Origin of the sequence: Pleomorphochaeta sp. DL1XJH-081 (assembly GCF_049310885.1) — a bacterium.
Taxonomy (GTDB): Bacteria; Spirochaetota; Spirochaetia; order Sphaerochaetales; family Sphaerochaetaceae; genus CAYZJV01.
In genome coordinates this window covers 1-18,737 of record NZ_JBMDYO010000009.1, presented here as the reverse complement: position 1 = coordinate 18,737, position 18,737 = coordinate 1, and the positions used below count along the sequence as shown (strand labels likewise).

19 protein-coding genes and 5 tRNA genes are annotated in these 18,737 nt (G+C 45.4%); 19 read left to right on the top strand and 5 right to left on the bottom strand.

What is annotated here, in order from left to right:
• The first annotated feature begins 160 nt into the window (after window positions 1–160).
• The 4 genes from ACODJP_RS11960 (at window position 161) to purU (ending at window position 3,239) form a co-directional block, all read left to right on the top strand.
• The gene (locus ACODJP_RS11960; RefSeq protein WP_422481793.1) at window positions 161–817 is read left to right on the top strand and encodes a hypothetical protein; all 657 of its coding nucleotides are present in this window, start codon (window positions 161–163) and stop codon (window positions 815–817) included.
• Window positions 814–2,034, top strand: a complete 1,221-nt coding sequence (gene xseA / locus ACODJP_RS11955; protein WP_422481791.1) for an exodeoxyribonuclease VII large subunit — start codon at window positions 814–816, stop codon at window positions 2,032–2,034. Before ACODJP_RS11960 ends, xseA begins: the two co-directional genes overlap by 4 nt.
• Window positions 2,035–2,049: 15 nt before the next feature.
• The gene (xseB, locus tag ACODJP_RS11950; protein WP_422481789.1) at window positions 2,050–2,277 is read left to right on the top strand and encodes an exodeoxyribonuclease VII small subunit; all 228 of its coding nucleotides are present in this window, start codon (window positions 2,050–2,052) and stop codon (window positions 2,275–2,277) included.
• Window positions 2,278–2,378: 101 nt separating this feature from the next.
• Complete coding sequence (purU, locus tag ACODJP_RS11945; protein ID WP_422481787.1) at window positions 2,379–3,239, top strand: formyltetrahydrofolate deformylase; 861 nt, start codon at window positions 2,379–2,381, stop codon at window positions 3,237–3,239.
• A gap of 4 nt (window positions 3,240–3,243) precedes the next feature.
• Here purU and ACODJP_RS11940 read toward each other — a convergent pair whose 3' ends face one another.
• Both ACODJP_RS11940 and ACODJP_RS11935 read right to left on the bottom strand, forming a co-directional pair.
• Window positions 3,244–4,353, bottom strand: coding sequence for an aminopeptidase (locus tag ACODJP_RS11940; RefSeq protein WP_422481785.1), 1,110 nt, complete (start codon window positions 4,351–4,353; stop codon window positions 3,244–3,246).
• The gene (locus tag ACODJP_RS11935) at window positions 4,346–5,113 is read right to left on the bottom strand and encodes a pseudouridine synthase (protein WP_422481783.1); all 768 of its coding nucleotides are present in this window, start codon (window positions 5,111–5,113) and stop codon (window positions 4,346–4,348) included. Before ACODJP_RS11935 ends, ACODJP_RS11940 begins: the two co-directional genes overlap by 8 nt.
• A gap of 58 nt (window positions 5,114–5,171) precedes the next feature.
• Between ACODJP_RS11935 and ACODJP_RS11930 the strand changes: the two genes are divergently transcribed.
• From ACODJP_RS11930 to ACODJP_RS11915, 4 genes are all read left to right on the top strand, one after another.
• The gene (locus ACODJP_RS11930; RefSeq protein ID WP_422481781.1) at window positions 5,172–6,113 is read left to right on the top strand and encodes a CBS domain-containing protein; all 942 of its coding nucleotides are present in this window, start codon (window positions 5,172–5,174) and stop codon (window positions 6,111–6,113) included.
• Window positions 6,110–6,448, top strand: a complete 339-nt coding sequence (locus tag ACODJP_RS11925) for a DRTGG domain-containing protein (RefSeq protein WP_422481779.1) — start codon at window positions 6,110–6,112, stop codon at window positions 6,446–6,448. The genes ACODJP_RS11930 and ACODJP_RS11925 overlap by 4 nt, the downstream gene beginning before the upstream one ends.
• On the top strand, window positions 6,448–7,161 hold the full coding sequence (locus ACODJP_RS11920; protein WP_422481777.1) for a PHP domain-containing protein: 714 nt from the start codon (window positions 6,448–6,450) through the stop codon (window positions 7,159–7,161). Before ACODJP_RS11925 ends, ACODJP_RS11920 begins: the two co-directional genes overlap by 1 nt.
• A 429-nt stretch (window positions 7,162–7,590) precedes the next feature.
• Window positions 7,591–7,839, top strand: a complete 249-nt coding sequence (locus ACODJP_RS11915) for a hypothetical protein (protein ID WP_422481775.1) — start codon at window positions 7,591–7,593, stop codon at window positions 7,837–7,839.
• A gap of 71 nt (window positions 7,840–7,910) precedes the next feature.
• Here the strand turns inward: ACODJP_RS11915 and ACODJP_RS11910 are convergent, their stop codons facing one another.
• Genes ACODJP_RS11910 through ACODJP_RS11900 form a run of 3 tightly spaced genes read right to left on the bottom strand, consistent with a single transcriptional unit; the run spans window position 7,911 to window position 10,623 of the window.
• Entirely contained in the window at window positions 7,911–8,471 is a 561-nt protein-coding gene (locus ACODJP_RS11910) for a nitroreductase family protein (protein ID WP_422481773.1), read from the bottom strand.
• A gap of 10 nt (window positions 8,472–8,481) precedes the next feature.
• Window positions 8,482–9,189: a Bax inhibitor-1/YccA family protein gene (locus ACODJP_RS11905; RefSeq protein WP_422481771.1), complete on the bottom strand. Its 708-nt coding sequence runs from the start codon at window positions 9,187–9,189 to the stop codon at window positions 8,482–8,484.
• A gap of 60 nt (window positions 9,190–9,249) precedes the next feature.
• Window positions 9,250–10,623 carry an MATE family efflux transporter gene (locus ACODJP_RS11900; RefSeq protein ID WP_422481769.1) on the bottom strand — a complete coding sequence of 458 codons (1,374 nt, stop codon included), beginning with the start codon at window positions 10,621–10,623 and terminating at the stop codon, window positions 9,250–9,252.
• Window positions 10,624–10,686: 63 nt separating this feature from the next.
• On the opposite strand from ACODJP_RS11900, the gene ACODJP_RS11895 reads away from it, so the two are divergent.
• From ACODJP_RS11895 to ACODJP_RS11845, 11 genes are all read left to right on the top strand, one after another.
• On the top strand, window positions 10,687–11,427 hold the full coding sequence (locus ACODJP_RS11895; protein WP_422481767.1) for a hypothetical protein: 741 nt from the start codon (window positions 10,687–10,689) through the stop codon (window positions 11,425–11,427).
• A 51-nt stretch (window positions 11,428–11,478) separates the two neighbouring features.
• On the top strand, window positions 11,479–13,650 hold the full coding sequence (locus ACODJP_RS11890) for an AAA family ATPase (protein WP_422481943.1): 2,172 nt from the start codon (window positions 11,479–11,481) through the stop codon (window positions 13,648–13,650).
• A gap of 138 nt (window positions 13,651–13,788) precedes the next feature.
• Window positions 13,789–13,860: transfer RNA gene (locus ACODJP_RS11885), tRNA-His, on the top strand.
• Between the two features lie 37 nt (window positions 13,861–13,897).
• Window positions 13,898–13,971: transfer RNA gene (locus ACODJP_RS11880), tRNA-Arg, on the top strand.
• Between the two features lie 23 nt (window positions 13,972–13,994).
• Window positions 13,995–14,067 (top strand) — tRNA-Lys (locus ACODJP_RS11875).
• A 40-nt stretch (window positions 14,068–14,107) separates the two neighbouring features.
• Window positions 14,108–14,188, top strand: a tRNA-Leu gene (locus ACODJP_RS11870).
• Between the two features lie 43 nt (window positions 14,189–14,231).
• Window positions 14,232–14,303: transfer RNA gene (locus tag ACODJP_RS11865), tRNA-Gly, on the top strand.
• Between the two features lie 139 nt (window positions 14,304–14,442).
• Window positions 14,443–15,786 (top strand): trigger factor, encoded by a 1,344-nt coding sequence (gene tig, locus ACODJP_RS11860; RefSeq protein ID WP_422481765.1) that lies wholly within the window; start codon window positions 14,443–14,445, stop codon window positions 15,784–15,786.
• A 22-nt stretch (window positions 15,787–15,808) separates the two neighbouring features.
• Window positions 15,809–16,417, top strand: coding sequence for an ATP-dependent Clp endopeptidase proteolytic subunit ClpP (gene clpP / locus ACODJP_RS11855; RefSeq protein ID WP_422481763.1), 609 nt, complete (start codon window positions 15,809–15,811; stop codon window positions 16,415–16,417).
• Window positions 16,418–16,419: 2 nt separating this feature from the next.
• Window positions 16,420–17,661: an ATP-dependent Clp protease ATP-binding subunit ClpX gene (gene clpX / locus ACODJP_RS11850; RefSeq protein WP_422481761.1), complete on the top strand. Its 1,242-nt coding sequence runs from the start codon at window positions 16,420–16,422 to the stop codon at window positions 17,659–17,661.
• Window positions 17,662–17,675: 14 nt separating this feature from the next.
• On the top strand, window positions 17,676–18,659 hold the full coding sequence (locus ACODJP_RS11845; protein ID WP_422481759.1) for a DHH family phosphoesterase: 984 nt from the start codon (window positions 17,676–17,678) through the stop codon (window positions 18,657–18,659).
• The last annotated feature ends 78 nt before the right edge of the window (window positions 18,660–18,737 follow it).

The following is an 18,737-nucleotide window of genomic DNA, read 5'->3' as shown; positions in this document are numbered from 1 at the left end:
GCGGGCTGTCTTTTTTAATGAAAGATTGGTACCCAGAGCAAAGGGTAGCCCTAGGATGCGTTGCCTACTTTCGCGCGACAGTGCTACCATTGTAAGGGCATCATTTCATTCGCTTCGTTGGGAAATCAGCTCTGGGTATATACGGAAAGGAGTTTTGCCTTTGAATTCAATAGTCATGATCGTCGGTGTCATTTCAGCCTCTGTAATCCTATTCATGGGTTTGAACCATGAACGTTTCATATCTCCTCTGCGTATGGTTTTAGCGACAATAACTTTCACCCTCTTTATCATTATACGGATCATGCAAGGGGATGTCGTCACTGAGATGCTTTGGACAGGTGAGGGGCTTGGTAGTATATGGAACCTCGCCACTAGGGGAAACACACTCCTTGAAAGCATGGGGATCCTCGCTATCGTATTAGCTGCGGCTACGTTAGGTCGTTTGACTCAGAAAAGGTTCCCAAGAACATCCGATGCATTCTCTGATCTGGTACTGGCAATGGTAATAAGTACGACAATCATGGGCTTGTCACAGTTCGGATTTACCATCACGGTACACATGATTATTTCGGCAATAATCGCCCTACTGGCCGTATGTTGCCATATCGTGTTTCCTGAACGTTACATCATCACCACCAGTTCGATTGTCGGAGGATCAGCCATAGCTCTACTCTTCTCGAAATTCTATTTCCTTCCCGTATGGGTCTCGTTCATAATCGCATTAGTATTCGGTCTATCTGGTTACTTCAGCCAAACCCATGCATATCAAAAGAAAAAGAGGTCAGAACGGATTTTTAATGGGGAGGAACCGGCATGAATGATCTCTTCTCCGAACAGATATTCTCGGTATCCGACCTTACGTCGCTCATCAAGCAGACACTGGAGGGGGCCTTCTATGGAATTTCGGTTGAGGGCGAAATCAGCAATTTTCGACCAGCATCCAGTGGGCATTGGTATTTCCAACTAAACGACAACAATGCATCGCTCCAGATAGTGATGTTCAAACAGAAATCGTGGCGATTACCATTCTTACCTAAGGATGGCGACCGGGTAAGAGTTTTGGGAAACATCAGTGTGTATGCGAAACGGGGCACATACCAGTTGATTTGTGAGCATATGACGAAGACTGGTATCGGTGATATCCTAGCTTTGCTGGAGGAACGCAAGCGGCAATTCGCCCAAGCAGGGTATTTCGATGAAGACAAGAAAAAGAGTCTTCCTACCTATCCGAAAAGAATTGGTGTAGTCACAAGTCCTACAGGTGCTGCTTTGCATGATATCCTTCAAGTCTTGGGAAGACGCAACCCCACGATCAATGTCACTATACTCCCCGCGACAGTACAGGGAGAGGGTGCGGGAAAAACGATAGCAGCACAGATTGCTGCTGCGAATAGATGGGCTCTTGCAGATGTACTCATAGTAGGCCGAGGTGGAGGATCGCTGGAGGATTTACTTCCCTTCAGTGAACAGTGTGTGGTTGAAGCTATTGTGGCTTCTGCTATTCCAATCGTAAGCGCTGTCGGACACGAGATCGATTGGGCTTTAAGCGATTACGCTGCGGACCTCAGAGCTCCAACACCATCCGCTGCAGCAGAGTTAGTGAGTCCTGACATGAACGAACTGGTCGAACACCTGGAGCAACAGGTAAAACAAATGGCCAATATTTTAGGTAATCGCATAGCATTAGCAAAGAGCAGAACGCAACTGTTTACTCCGACACGGATGAAAGAGTATTTCACCAGAAAGTTGGAACAAGGTCGTCTAAGAACTGACGATGCGAGACAGCAGATGCAATATATCATAGAAAGTAGGATATCTGCTGCACGTGCCCAACTAAAGACATTCGATCGCCAATTGTCGGCATTGTCCCCTATAGCAGTACTTGATCGGGGATATGCAATAGTAAACAAATTAGATACCGGAGAATTGGTCACATCAGCCGAAATGCTCAAGGAGGGAGATTCCCTCTCCATCCGTTTCTCACAGGGTATGGCGACTGCAAAGACATTGTCTATTGAAGAGAACAATAATTGATCGGGAGGTCAGTGCATGAGTTATGATAAGGATATCGCTAGGATGGAAGAGATCACCAATCGCCTCCAGGACACAAGTATTCCATTGGAAGAATCTATTGCATTGTTCGAAGAGGGAGTCAAGATTGCTCGCAAGGTAGAGAAGGAGCTATCCGAGATTGAACGTAAAATTGAACTGTTGGTAACGCCTCCAGAGGATTCCACCACATCTCCAAAAATGGAGACTTTTCCATCAAATACGTGAATTCACTATATTCGGATTTGACCGTCCCGGTTGCATCGTTTTCAGCGCCTTTGTATACTGAGTTGAAACCGTTGGCCGGACGATAGGAGGACCCTTCAAACATGCACAAGATTATATTCCTCATCCAGTGTGATGACCGTAAAGGTCTATTAGCAACCATATCGCAATACTTTTACTCACGTGGATATAACATACTCCACTGTCAACAACACTCGGATACACGTGCAAAACGGTACTATATGAGAATCGAACTCGATCTTGATGATTTGAAGACAACCCGCAAAGAATTGCAAGAGGACTTTGCCCAATTCGCTAGCGATCTTTCACTGACTTGGGAGTGCCATTTCACCGATTACCGAAATAGAATAGCAATTCTGGTATCCAAAACCAGCCATTGTCTCTTCGATTTGTTGAGCAGGCAACACGAAGGTGATCTTCGTTGCGATATTCCTTTGATCATAAGTAACCATCCCAATCTTGAGTACATCGCTGACCAATTCCGTATCCCCTACTACTACCTCCCCATCGAAAAGGGAAAGAAAGCCGAGCAGGAGGATAAAATCCGTACACTCTTGGCGAAACATGATATCGATCTGGTCGTGCTAGCAAGGTATATGCAGATATTGACAGCGGAATTCACCCATGAATGGAGTGGAAAGATTATTAATATCCACCATGCATTCCTCCCGGCATTCCAAGGAGCGAATCCCTACATGCGTGCATATGAAAGAGGCGTGAAGATGATTGGGGCTACAGCACACTATGCCTCTGAGGACCTGGACCAAGGCCCGATCATCGAACAGGATGTGGTTCGGGTTAACCATGAACTCAGTCCTGAAGGTCTCAAACAAGTGGGCAAAGATGTGGAAAGACAGGTGCTCTCACGAGCTGTACAAGCCCATCTGGAGCACCGTATTATCATTTTCGATAATCGGACAATTGTATTCAACGCCGAGCATTGAATCGTTATCGGTCGAAATTCAGATCTACGAAAGCCTCATGTACAAATCGACCATCCTCACGGATGAGTTGACCATCAATATAGATCTTTCCTCCACCAAATTGTGGCGTCTGTATTTGGACCAGATCCCAATGGATAGAACTTCTGTTTCCATTATCACAGGTATCATAGGCATTTCCCGGAGTAAAATGGATCGATCCTGCAATCTTTTCATCGAATAGGGTATTATCCATCGCGAAATTGATATTTGGATTACAGCCTAGGGCGAATTCACCGAAATATCGAGCACCTTCGTCCGAATCAAGGATGGCGTTTATTGCATCGACATCATCAGCTGTTGCATCAATGATCTTCCCATTTTTAACGGTAAAAGAGATATCGGTGAAACAATGGCCATGGTAGGTAGATGCGGTATTATAAGTAATAATTCCATTGACGCTGTCCCGTATAGGACAGGTATAGATTTCTCCATCTGGAATATTCCTGAGCCCGGCGCATGGAACAGCTCCCATTCCCTTTATGGAAAAAGTGATATCTGTATCTTTTGCAACAATATGGACCGAATCGGCTAAGTCAAGGAAAGCCTTTGCCTTTTCCATCGCTGCTGCCATAGCAAGATAATCGACCTCGCTGGTAACAGAATAGAAAAAGTCTTCGAATTCCTTTGTGGACATATTGGCTTGATAAGCCATCAACTGAGTAGGATACCGGAGAACTACCCATTTCGTATGGGGAACTCTAATATCATGATGGACCGGAGCATTGTAGTATTCCATGTAGGAGTGGAAAGAAGCTCCAAGTGTTGCATGTTCCCGAGGGTTTACGATTCCCCGTATGCCAATGAAAGCATCCATCTTATTCATCCTAAAAGCATCACATTCTGCCCACAATGAGAGACTCTTAGTAGTCGATTGTGCAATCAGGGCACGTTCCAAGCGGATGGACATGAGCTGTACTTGTGGGTATCCTCCAGCCTCATAGACCTCTTCAACTAATTTCTCAACCATACTGTCCGGAACATCCGTCGCATGTATAAGACAACTCTCACCAGGTTTCAATCCAATAGAATACCGGACCAATAGTCGGGCGAGATCCCGTTCTCTAGAATCACTCATCCTCTACCTCTCCATATGCTGATTGTTGCGTCCATTCGGGGGCTTCGTTCCAATCGAATTTGAAAGGTGAACCATCCGAAGGATGCGGAAATTCTAATGTAACGGCCGCCAAATGAAGTTCATCAGCAACCTCTCCACCATATAGGCGATCACCAATTATCGGATAGGAGGTCCATGCTAAATGGGATCTGATTTGATGTCTAAAACCTTTGACCAACCGACACTTTACCAGATGACGACCTAAACCATCTTTCCCCATATGCTCCACCGAAGTATAATACATCGCAGCTCCGCCTTTTTGCTTTGCCAAGCGGCTCGATTCTTCGGCAACTGGCCGTACAGCTCGTCTCCCTATCCCATAGGGACGGAATCGACTTTCTATTATGACTCTGTGCCCTATAGGTAAATCCGGCTTGTCGGATGGAAAGCCATCCAATCGGAAAGACTTGGAGACAACAGCGAGATACGTCTTGGTAAAAAAACCATTATTTTGGGCTAATTGTAATTTCTGGAATGAAAATGCATCCCTTGCAACAAGGACGAGACCACAGGTATCCGTATCCAGCCGATGGAGAACTAAACCTTCATGCGATTGCCGACCACTACCCTCTCCTACTTCAGGATAGGTGGACAACAGTTGATTCAGAAGCGAATGCCCCAACGGATCGCGTGATAGCGGAACTGTCGCCAAGAAAGAAGGCTTCTCTACAATGAGGAAAGAATCGGACTCGTACAGGACTCGGCATTGAGGAATCTGCATGCTAAGAGCATATCAGAATCACTTCCTTCTTACCAAGTACCTGTAGTATACTAACAACATGCAGACGATACCTATCAATACTTACAACTCACCTACTGTAATCTTGGAACTGATCTACCGTCTGAAGGTGAAAGATGTAATGACCCGCTCACTCATCAGTGTCTCGCTCGGCGATTCCATGCGTACCGTACAGAGACTTATGCGTGAGAACTCAATCACTGGTGTCCCTGTAGTCTCCGATATACGACTGTTAGGTATTGTCAGTATGGATGATATCATCCAGGCGCTAGATTTCGGATATATCGAAGAACCAGTTGAACGGCATATGACGAAGAACCTCATCCTATTGGAGGACGATATGCCAGTCTCTTTCGCGATCAGCTATTTTGATCGTTACAGCTATCACCGTTTCCCGGTATTGAATAAACACAAGGAACTCGTAGGAATGGTGACAACGAGAGACATCACTACCCGATTGTTGCTGGAGATTAATAGAGAGGTTGAAAACCTGGAAAGGATGAACCAGACTACAAAGGTGACCGATGGCCTATCTAGGGATGTCCACTCCTTTGCGATACTCAAACATGACTTTGAAAATGCTGGATTCGCCTCAACGGAGATAAAGAAAAGGTTGAAAAAGAGTGCTCTCGCTCCATCGGTTATTCGAAGAGCGGCAATCGCGAGCTATGAACTGGAGATGAATATCGTAGTCCACTCCGAAGGTGGAAAGATTACTGCCGAATATGGCCCTGACGAAGTTGTCATTGTGAGCGAAGATTCGGGTCCTGGCATACCTGATGTGGAGAGAGCTATGGAAAAAGGGTTCTCAACTGCGAATGAGTGGATTCGCTCGCTTGGTTTCGGCGCTGGGATGGGTTTACCTAATGTGAAATCTGTTTCGGATGAATTCGAGATTGAATCCACAGTGCAAGGCACTATAGTCCGTTCAACCATACGGTTCAAAGATACGATTAAAAAGCCACAGGAGGGAGTAGAATGATACGAGTTGAACAATTGGAAAAAGATTTGGGTTATCAACCCCTTACCATGGAAAATCCCTCAGCTCCGTTGCTCTCAGGCTATACATCAGACTTACTTTCCGATGTGATGGGTAATGCTGCTGAAGATAGTGCCCTCATCACTATCCAGGCTCACAAGAATACGGTTGCAGTGGCATCGTTAATCGGTATGCATGCGATTATCCTCTGCAATTCAAGGGAGCCGGATGAATCGATGGTAGAGGCAGCAAGGAAGGAAAAGATCGCAATCTTCACAACAGAAGAGAACCAGTTCACTGTATCCTACCGTCTTGCAAAGGCCTTAGGTAGTGTCTAATGGGACGTTGGTGCATAGATCTGCACAACCACTCATGCCTATCTCCTTGCGGTAGCGATGCGATGCTCCCCGCAGTCCTTGCTATGGAAGGCGCGGATAAAGGTATCGATATCCTTGCTCTTACCGACCATAACAGCGGAAGAAACCTTCCTGCATTCGCACAAGCCTGTGAGATAATCGGTATCACAGGAGTATTTGGTCTGGAAGTCACTACAAGTGAGGAAGTGCATGTTCTTTCACTCTTCGAGACACTAGAGGAAGCCTTATCGTTTAGCGCATGGATCGAATCCATCCTTCCCAAGATAGCCAATTCTTCCCGTCTTTTTGGCAACCAATTAGTATGTGATGTTACAGGCACGATTATAGAAGAGGCCGATATATTTCTCTACGGGCCTGCTGAAATACCATTCGATATCTTGATTGAGAAAACCCTACAGAGCAATGGTTTGGTCATACCTGCCCATATAGACAGACCCGCCAATAGTGTGACTGCAAACCTGGGTTTTCTTCCAGAGCTCCCTTATAGTGCTGTGGAATCCATTGCATTCCCGCCTATCGTCGATACCTATGGATACACCGTCACACAAGGATCCGACGCCCACTATATCGAACATATCGGTAGAAGACGTTGTTATATAGAATCTGAGAGCGTGGGCTTCGCGGCATTACGTGATGCGTTTTCCAGAAATGCCGTCTCATATTTGGGAATTTGAAAAAATTACAAAAAAAATTAAGAAAACTTCTTACCACTTCTTACCTATTTTTGGTGGAGGTTTGGTAGATGTTGACCCTATTTGACCCACTTCAACCACAACAACTTTAAAAAATGTAACCTCATTGTCCTTTGTCAGCACTTCGTACATCTCACACGAGAATTTTAACTAACGTTATAAGTTTTCTGCGCTAGAGAGCTATTTTTCGTAGTTTTGAAACATGCAATTGATGTCATATGTTTATGTTTTCATGGTCAAAGATCATGCACATGTTAGTACATTGTCTGTACTAACATGAATGAACCAACAACATCTGTCATAGCATATAACTCCTTATATTACATAAACTTACTTGTTGACAATCGCACCCTTATTCCCTATATTCAAAATATATTCAGGATTGAGGCGACTCATCCAATGGAGGAAGGGATGCTCAAGGGCACAACAATACAAAAACTAGTCTCACTGGTTCTCTTATTGGTTGTCTTAGGCATGTCTTCTCTCGGGGCACGTGTGGTAGCTTCAGAAACTCTTACCATCCATGCATATATCCCCCAGAAAACCAGTGTCGCAGTCGATGCAATGGGTCAAGTTCACTTCAGTTCTAATGTTCCTTCCGCTCAGGTCGCAGTCGCCTATCTGCAGGATGCAACCCTCCTGTCGGTTACAGCGTTATAATACAGCTTGCTTTACAACAAAAAATCCCACTCGCGTGGGATTTTCGTTTTTCTACAGGGTTCCTCTTACGATCAAAGTATATAGGAGACCTTTCTCTCTATTTCCTTTTCTCCAAGTATTAAAGATTCGTCGGTCGGCTTACCGATTGCGATCGCAAACACAGGACGATACCCCTGGGGAACGTCAAACCGTTCGAGCAACTGCTTTCCGCTCGGATGATCGAATGCCTGCACGAATGAACCGATGTAGCAAGAGCCCAATCCCAAGGATGCAGCAGCCAAGCACATGTTCTGGCTTGCATTAGCACAATCCGCTAGGGAATAGTGGCTACCATCGGAGGAGACAAAGATAACTGTAGGTGCATGATGGAAAGTACTGAAATCTTCACTTTTTGCCCTTTCTATGAGTGAGGGTACACCAGAATCGATCAAAACAGCTCCGACAGCCTTACTAATCGCAGTCAGAAAAGATCTATCCTGGACAACGGTAAAATGCCAACTCTGGCGATTCATGGCGGTTGCGGCATGCAATCCAGCATTGATGATTCTCTCAATAAGTTCAGTATCAACTTGATCCTGGGAAAAACTCCTTACTGAACGTCGTTTCAGCAAGAGGTCATAAGCTTTGTCCATAAGAACTCTCCTAACGGTTGTTACGTCCGAATATCCTCAACAGGAAGAGGAATATGTTGATGAAATCCAAATAGAGCATGAGAGCTCCAATGATCGAGAGTTTGATATAGGTCTCCTCGTCCATGGAGGAACCATAGGCATCATTCATCTTACGGATTTTCTGTGTATCCCATGCTGTTAGTCCAAGAAATACTAATACACCGATTATGGAAATAAGATAGTATACATTGGCACTACCGATAAACATGTTTATCAATGATGCGATAATAATACCCCATAACCCCATAATGAGGTAGTGTCCGATCCCGTCAAGATCTCTTTTGGTGGTCATACCGTAGAGGCTCATACCACCAAAAGATGCTGCTGTGGTGAAAAATGCACGAGATATGACAAGGCCGCTATAGGCATAAAAGATAACCGATAACGTAATTCCGGTTAGGATCGAATATCCCATAAAAGCTGCGATTGCGGAAGTTGATGCCATTTTCTGCAATCTTGCCGAAAGATAGATGACCAGACCAAACTGAGCGAAGATGATAAAGAGGAAGCTGACACTACTACCCAAGAACATGCGGAGCAATGTGTCGTTGGTAGCAACTGCGTACGATACCACTCCAGTCATAGCCAAGCCAGCTGTCATCCAGAGATAGACATTCTTGAGGATACTTCGCTCACGGTTCTTAACCTGAGAAAGCATTTGGGTACGTTGATTTGTCATGCGAATACCTCCGTATCGAATCTAACTATAATTTCACACTTTTTACTGGGTAGAGTCAACTCATACTTCGGTGGTTGCCCATCTAGTCTTCTTATAGAGATACCAGCGGAACAGCATTTCAACTCCATCCCCGGCAAGAATTGCCAACCAGAGCCACAGGATGGGAGCTTTCAGTAACAGAGTAGCAACCAACGCCCAAGGAACCAATACTCCCCACTGGCCGAGAACACTTGCATAGAGCATGGGTCGGTTCTTGCCCGCTCCGGTGAATGCAGCTCCCATACCACTCATTCCAGCTCCGATAAAAAGCGCAAGACCAACAATTCGCATCAGTAGGATACCATCGCCGGGAACAGTAGCTCCCCCCATAAATAGTGACAACACGAATGAGGGAAATATGATAATTGGAAGTGCGAGTAGACCGACAAAGAGAAGACAATCAACTGTAGTCAGACGGACAGCCTCAAAAGCCCTCTCAACCCGTTTGGCTCCCAAGCTATGCCCAATGATGATCCCACTACCCATGGTAAGTCCCCATCCTGGCATGAGAGCGAAACTATATACACGGAAAGCTATTCCCGATACCGCAACGGCTTCAGTTCCATACATAGCTACCATTTTCAAAAAAATAACGATTGAGAGATTTCTCAACAATAGAGTCAATCCACTGGGTAAGCCAATGGAAAAAAGCTTAGCTGATATTACTGGATCGAGCTTAAACAGATTCTTCACTCGGATTTTCACATCACCTTTTCCTAGGATCAGCAACCCGAAACCAATAATAAACGAGAAGGATATGGACATAACTGTCGCAAGGGCTGCTCCTTTCATCCCCATCCCTAACCCACGGATAGAGGTTCCAGGAATTGTATCGAACATGAATAGGGGATCAGCTACCATATTGAGAAGCGCTGATCCGACAAGTAGCCGCATGGGAGTCTTCGCATCTCCTGTACATCTAAAAATGGTGTTTACACTATAGGATGAAAAGAAAAAGGGAAGGAACAGTACCCTGATGAGACCATAATCCATCCCGTACGAGATCACAGCCAGATCTTGTGAGAAGAAATGGAAAAGAGGACGGAGTCCAAGCCCAAGAATAATTGCTCCTATGCATGCGAGGATAAATTTGAATGCGAGCGTCTGCTCGGAAATCCGGGTCGTACGTTCACGGTCAGCCGCCCCATGACTTTGGCTTATCAATGCCACGCTACTAGTCCCAACAATCTCGTTCAGGACCTCTATGAGCCAGAAGAAGGTTCCAAAAAGGGTGGCAGCTGCAATGGCTGCAGGGCTGATGAAACCAATCCATACCATATCAACCAGATCATAAACTGATTGGAGCAACATACCCACCATCGTGGGAAGAGAGAGCTTGAGTATTTGTCTATTCACAGGTCCTTCTGTGAGATGCGTCGTCTGTGGGGATTTCATGGCGCCTCAATCTATCATGCGGAAACTGTTTTCTCAAGTAGATTCACATGCTATAGTTTCGACATGCACCGAAGACCACACCAGCTTTTATTCCTCCCCATACTCGTGTTCATGCTTATTTCCCTTACAAGCTGTAGAAGCACACAGGAGATACAAAGAACTCCAGAAGAAGTTGAGTTTGGTAAGGAGTCTGTCTTGGAAATGATGGATCTCGTGGTACTCGCGGCAAGTGACACGATTGCCAATACAGAAAGGTGGAAGTCGGTCACTGCACAACTTGTGCCGACCGCAGCAAGCGGAATCTTCACGATTATCGATACCATACCGGGAACACAACGTCTCATGGACACCTATCTACTCAGGACATATGAGGCAATGGCTAGTATGGGTTCGCAGATCCCCCGGTTTTTCCGAGAGGAACTCAAACCAACCATCGAGATCAAGGATCCCTTTGCCATAATTGAGGGAAATAACGATGCAATAACGCGCCATTTTGCATCTCATTTAGCGCCAAGATTGGAATCATGGATTGTTCAACGTCTCTCTCAAGAGGATGGGATAGCAGTAGTCGGAGCTTGGGATGCATTGTTGCTTCATTATAATACCTACGTAAAAGCACAAAACCAATTGAACAAGCAACAAGAAGATCTGCAGCTCCAAACTATTGATGTTACTATCGAACAAACAATCATGGTTTCGTTCTTAAGAGAATTCATTGCAGCTATGACCACTCAAGAGGCATTGTTAAGGACAATGGCTCCTGCCTATGATGATCCGCGTATTACGATTTTCTCTACTCCATAACTCTTTATAACTACGGTTGTCTCCATGCAAACGGTAGCGTATAATCGCTTCATGGATCTCTTCGAACAACAAGACAATGCCCATCAACCACTCGCTTATCGAATGCGACCTCGAACTTTGGACGAATATGTAGGCCAAGACCATATCGTCGGCAAGGGAAGATTGCTCAGGAGAGCTATCCAAGCTGACCAGTTGTCTTCAATCATCCTTTATGGCCCTCCGGGAACGGGAAAAACGACACTGGCTCGAGTAATAGCAAACACAACTAAGAGCCATTTTTCCACATTGAATGCGGTACTTTCGGGAGTGAAGGACCTTCGATACGAAATAGATGAAGCCCGTAGCAGATTGGCCCATTATGGAAAAAGGACAATCCTATTTGTTGATGAGGTCCACCGCTGGAACAAGAGCCAACAGGATGCACTGTTGCCTTGGGTAGAGAATGGAACGTTCATCCTCATTGGAGCCACAACAGAAAACCCCTATTTCGAAGTCAATTCAGCATTGGTAAGTCGATCGAGGATATTCCAATTGGTACCACTAGGCACTGAAGATCTTCTAGACATTGCACATCAGGCACTCTCTGATAAAGATCGTGGTTATGGAAAATGGCAGGTAAAATTTGAAATAGGAGCACTTGAGCATCTCGTAGATATTGCCAATGGAGATGCCAGGTCCCTACTTAATGCACTTGAATTGGCAGTGGAAACTAGTGGAGAATCTTTCCCTCCAGAAGACGGATCGACTATAGAAATCTCCAAGTCAGCAGCGGAAGAAAGTATCCAAAGGAAAGTAGTCCTTTACGATAAGGAGGGTGATTACCATTTTGATATCATCAGCGCCTTTATCAAATCGATACGAGGAAGTGATCCCGATGCAACACTCTATTGGATGGCACGGATGATCCGTGCTGGGGAAGATCCAAAATTCATATTTAGACGCATGATGATAAGTGCATGTGAGGATGTCGGATTGGCCGACCCACAGGCTATCCAGATAGTAGAGGCTGATGCGGCGGCTTTTGAGAGGATAGGCTTACCCGAGGGCAGATTCCACCTTACCCATGCTGCATTGTATCTCTCCACAGCTCCGAAATCGAATACGGCCATGGCATTCTTCGATGCTCTCAAAGCCATAGAAGAAGAACAGGCTACCGAAGTACCAAACCACTTAAAGGATGGTAGTCGCGATAAGAAGGGATTCGGCCATGGAGAGGGATACCTCTACCCCCATGCCTACCACAACCACTGGGTGCCGCAGCAATACCTTCCAGGAAGTCTGCAAGGGAAGGTCTTTTACCATCCATCAGAAATGGGATACGAGAAGCATATTCGTGAAGAGGTCTTACGTAAAAGGGAAGCCCAGCTGGAGGCAGTGATTCCCGATACATTCTCCGGTAATCTCACCTATAGCCCCAATGATTCTGAAAGGGAACGTTGGGTACAAAGGACAACTGGAGATCGCGGCACATTCTTGCATACACTACGCGAACGACTCTTCTCGTATATTGATATCCATCGCCATGACAGAATACTGGTTCTCAATGCCGGTCATGGAATCTTTGTTTGGGAGGCTTTTCGTCATGCACCGGAGGGAATCGTGGTAGCACAGACGTCGGATAAAGATCACTTCAAACACCTCCAGCATTATGCCAATACCCTGGAAGAGCTCGAAAGACCTGTTATCAACATGGGAGATATTCCAAATGTACTACAAAGTACAGATACCAACATGGTTTTTGAGCATATCATTGGACGAAATATATTCACCCGACTAGACGAAGCAGAACAGTTACTTCCCTTGATTTTAGGAAAAATAGCACCTCAAGGCACCTTCACTTCCGCTGAAACCATACCATCTCTCGGATCTCGCCTATCCCATATAGCCACAGATCCGATTGTAAAGAAACAATTGGCCGATGCGGAAAACGAGATATACGGTTCTAATGGAAATCCTATGGCAAGATGGTCGGTTGATGATCTTCTAGCACTCTTTACCGCAGAGAAGATCACTGTGACTTCGCATCTCGTTAAGGCAGAAGAACACCGGCACATTTCCAAGCAAGGATTGGATAGATGGATCGAACGAAGTTACACCCCAGCATGGAAGAAGTTACAGTTGGAAGTCGATGTTGATTATATGTCGGCACATCTGCAAAGGATTTGCGAACGGAATGCTGTACCATGGCAGGTAACCGTCGTCATCATCGTCTGCTCCAAGTGAAAGGAGATATCCCTGCAATTCTTGTGACTGCATTTTTTTTGATAAGTTCCGTTGAACACTATTGACAAAACATGGTTAATCGGGCAGTTTATTGTACGTTGATTTGCGCTGGTGGATCCGGACTGCAAAGACATCTTGGTGGATGTAGTTCAATGGTAGAGCACCAGATTGTGGATCTGGTTGTTGCGGGTTCGAGCCCCGTCATCCACCCTTGTGCAGCTCAGCTACACATTTTGTGGTTTTTGATGCGTTCGTAGCTCAGCTGGATAGAGTTCCGGACTTCGAATCCGTAGGTCGCAGGTTCGAATCCTGCCGGACGCAGTTGTGATTTTTTACATTGTTTTGGGCCGCTAGCTCAGCTGGTAGAGCAGCAGACTCTTAATCTGCGGGTCAAAGGTTCGATCCCTTTGCGGCTCATAAAACGCATTAGCATCCGGTTCTCCGGATGGAAACCACTGCGAGAGTGGTGGAATTGGCAGACACGCTAGACTTAGGATCTAGTACCGTAGGTGTGAGGGTTCAAGTCCCTCCTCTCGCACTTGACCTTAGGGTCTAAAGTCTGTAAGATGCGGCATGCGTTTGCGAGAGTAGCTCAGTGGTAGAGCTCCACCTTGCCAAGGTGGATGTCGCGGGTTCAAATCCCGTCTCTCGCTCTCTCAAGCGACCCGGACACCGGGTCGCTTTTTTATTCGGTATTTGCTATGATTGGTTGGGTTAAACCGCATTGCCCTTGCCTAGAAGCTGTGGCATGCTTACTATAGATATACCAAACGTAAAGAGGAAAGAAATAGGATGATTGCTGAACAGAAAGTCAAAGAACTTGAGAAATCGGCCGTAGAATTGGCCATTACCGTAAAACAGGAAGCATTGGCAGAATCATATGCTAAGATTTTGCAGAAATATACCAAGAGTCTCCAATTGCCCGGATTCAGGAAGGGAAAGGCTCCTGCATCTATCTTGGAACAGAAATTTGGACCTGCTATGCGCGAGGAAAGCGTTTATACCATCATTGACGATGCCGTCCAAGAAGCATTGAAAAATGTCGAGGACAAATACCGCCCCCTCCCCTATAGTACACCCAATCTAGTCGACGAGGAGAACATCTCTACCGACATAGATAAGAATCTCGAGTTCGCAGTCACTTATGATATCATGCCCCTTTTCGAGCTTCCCGACTACACGGGACTTACCGTTGAAGTGCCTAAGGTAGAAATCTCAGATGATACGGTAAACAAAGAGATAGAAAAACTTAGGGACCAGAATGCCCTTGTTATAGAAAAGGATAAAGCTGTCGAAAGTGGTGACATCGTCACTATCGATTATGTTGAGATCGACGCTGAAGGAAATGAAGTTGCAAGTACCGAGAGAAAGGATTTCGCATTCACTGTCGGTAGTGGGACGAACTTCTATAAAATCGATGATGATATCGTCGGTATGAAGAAGGATGAGGTCAAGACCATTGGGAAGACCTTCCCGGAGGACTTCGAATATCCTGAGTATGCTGGTAAGGAGATCTCTCTTAAAGTTGAGCTGAAGCAGGTGAAGGTTCGTGATATTCCTGTACTCGATGATGAGTTTGCCCAGGATGTAAGCGAAGATTACAAGACCGTAAAGGATCTGGTAAAAGCTACTAAAGAGAAGCTGGAAAATAGTCTAGAGAGCCATCTCAAAGAGACCAAGCTGAATGCATTATTGGATACCATTCTTGAGAAAGTAACCATTGCTGTACCCCAGTCCATGATTGAGATGGAGGTCGACTCTTCTTGGAGAAGGTTCGTATCCCAGTCCGGCATGTCTGAAGATCAGATTCTCAAGTTCCTCGAATTCCAAGGACAGACGAAGGATGACTTCACAGCAACTTGGCGAGAACCTGCAGAGAAGAGTATCCGAGTCCAGCTTGTAATGGAAAAGATCAAAGAGAAGGAAAATTTCACCATTGATGAGAAAGAATTGGAATCGGAATTGGAGACTCAATTGCAGGGTGTTACCGACGAAAATACCAAATCTTATTACAAAGCTCTCATTGAAGATGATATGAAGATCAAGAAGGCTGGCGATTTCCTATTAGAGAATAATACCCTCAAGGATGGCAAGGCTCTCTCATACGATGAGTTCATGGCCGATCATCAGCACTGATCCAGGATCAACCGGAGGATACATGCAAGAGCAGAAAACTGAACCACGATCGTCTCTCGTACCAGTAGTCATAGAACACTCTGGGGTCGGGGAACGTTCATTCGATATTTTTTCCCGACTATTGCGCGATCGTATCATTATCCTCGGAGAGGAGGTTACTGCTGCAAGCGCGAATATTATCGTAGCCCAGTTACTCTTCTTGGAATCCGAGGATCCGACGAAAGATATCAGCCTCTATATCAATAGCCCCGGTGGTAGTGTGACCGCCGGATTAGCTATCTATGATACTATGCAATATATAAAAAGTGATGTCCAAACCATTTGTCTCGGTCAAGCGGCCTCCATGGGAGCTTTATTGCTTGCAGCTGGAACCGCTGGCAAGCGGTATATCCTTCCCTCTGCCAGGGTGATGATTCATCAACCTTGGGGAGGTGTGAATGGACAAGTTTCCGACATCTCCATCCATGCCCGTGAATTGCTGAGAATCAAAAAACTCAGCGTAGAATATTTCGCACAACACACGGGCAAAAGTTACGAAACGATAGCCAACGATATTGAACGCGATTATTTCTTTACAGCCGAAGAGGCAGTTTCGTACGGATTGGCCGACCACATCATGAACAGGAGCTAACCATGGCACGTAATAGTAAAGTCTGCTCCTTCTGCGGACGAAGTTCCAAAGAGGTGAAACGACTGATCGATGGCCCCGGTGTCGCGATTTGTGAGGATTGTATACATACATGTAACGACATCCTTAAGGCTGATCCTGGCCAGAGTACCGTACCTGATGATTATCTTGGCACCATTCCTACCCCGAAAGAGATTCACGACTATCTGAACGATTATGTCATCGGCCAAGATGATGCCAAGAAAGTCCTCTCCGTAGCGGTCTACAATCACTACAAACGGGTCAAATTCCAGGAACAATTCAAGGCTGAAGGTCTTGAGATGGACAAATCCAATATTCTAATGATTGGTCCTACCGGTACGGGTAAAACCCTTTTGGCAAAGACCTTGGCACAAAAGTTACAAGTACCCTTCGCCATTGCAGATGCCACTACCTTGACTGAAGCAGGATATGTTGGTGAAGACGTCGAGAATATTCTACTTAAACTTATTCAGAATGCGAACGATGATATAACTGCAGCGGAACATGGAATCATCTTTATCGATGAGATCGACAAGATTGCCAAGAAAGGGGAAAATGTTTCCATTACCCGTGATGTATCTGGAGAAGGTGTCCAACAGGCGTTGCTCAAGATAATTGAAGGAACGGATGCCAGCGTACCGCCCCAAGGTGGAAGAAAACATCCTAACCAAGAGATGCTCAAAATCAATACACGGAATATCCTATTCATTTGTGGAGGTGCATTTGTTGGGCTCGACAAAGTTATTGAGAAACGTGTATCTGCCCACCAGATGGGTTTTGGCGCAAATATCACCAGCGGGGATTCCCAGGATAATTCTTCATTGTTCAAGCAAATGCATCCAGACGATCTAGTAAAGTTTGGTCTTATCCCGGAATTCATTGGCAGATTGCCCATCCACGTTGGTTTGAACAATCTCAACAAAGAAGATCTTATGCAGATCATCACTGAACCAAAGAACTCTATTATAAAACAATACACAGCTTCATTAAAGTTGGATAAAGTCGATTTGGTATTTCTTCCCGAGGCAATCGAAGCTATAGCGGAAAAATCAATCAAACAGAAGACTGGAGCCCGTGGATTGAGGTCTATCGTTGAGAATATCATGATCGAAGTCATGTACGATATTCCTTCCCGAAAGGGTATAAAACGGGTCGTGGTGAACCGCGATACGGTTGATAATGCGAAATTGCCAGAGCTTGAAATGGATCCGGCCGAAACCGCATAACACGAGAGGATAAGATGTTCACCTACCCTGACGTACCTCCTGCGATTATTGATGAAATTAAAAGTTGTTCTGTTGCTATCGTTGTCGGCCATGTAGGTCCTGATGGAGACTGCATCCATTCCCAGATTGCAACCCAAAAACTCTTACAAAGACTTGGGGTAGAAGTCCATCTGGTGAATGCAGGACCGTTTGCAAGGAAAGAAATAAAACAATACGAGCCCTTGTTCGCTCCTCATGTCGACAAACAACTGTATGATCGCAACCCTTTGGTTATCATGGTAGATTGTTCAACCATCGACCGAATAGGTTATTTGGGAGATGAGATACAGGGGTTAACAACACTGACTATCGACCATCATGCCTCCGGCTCCAAATTTGGAGACCTCTCTTATATTGTTCCTAAGTCATTTTCGACTACGCTTTGCATTATGCAACTCTATAAAGCCTTAGATGTAGAAATGACCTACGAAATAGCCGACCACATCTTCTTTGGATTGGCTACTGATACAGGGTTTATGAAATTCATTGGCCCTTACAGAGGTGAAACATTCCATTTGATGGGAGAGCTTGTCGAACTTGGAGTGTCCCCTAATGAGATATTCAACCGTATGGAGGGGGGTAATTCATTCGAATCACAACAATTCTTGGGCAGACTCCTCCAACGTGCACAACCTCTTCTCGATGGTAGGCTGATGTTGGTAGTAGAAGAGGCACAGGATATGCAGTTATTTAACGCTGCTGATCGTCCATCTGATGCTCTCTATGCCCATTTGCTTGGAGTAGATGACGTGGAAGTTGTCCTCTATTTCAAGATTGTTGAGAAGGACATCTGGGAAATCGGTTTCAGGGCAGCCCACACATCAGTTGTGGATGTGGGAAAAATCAGCGCTACATTAGGTGGTGGTGGTCACCGCAAAGCGGCTGGAGCAACAGTCAATGGGAAACTTGAAGAACTGAAGACTCGTTTGGTTGATATCGTAAACGAAAGCTTTCTGTAATTTAATAGTGTAAGAAATCCACAGGCTGAGCCTGTGGTGCGATAGGTGGTTAGACCCGAACAAATGTTTCGAAAGAAA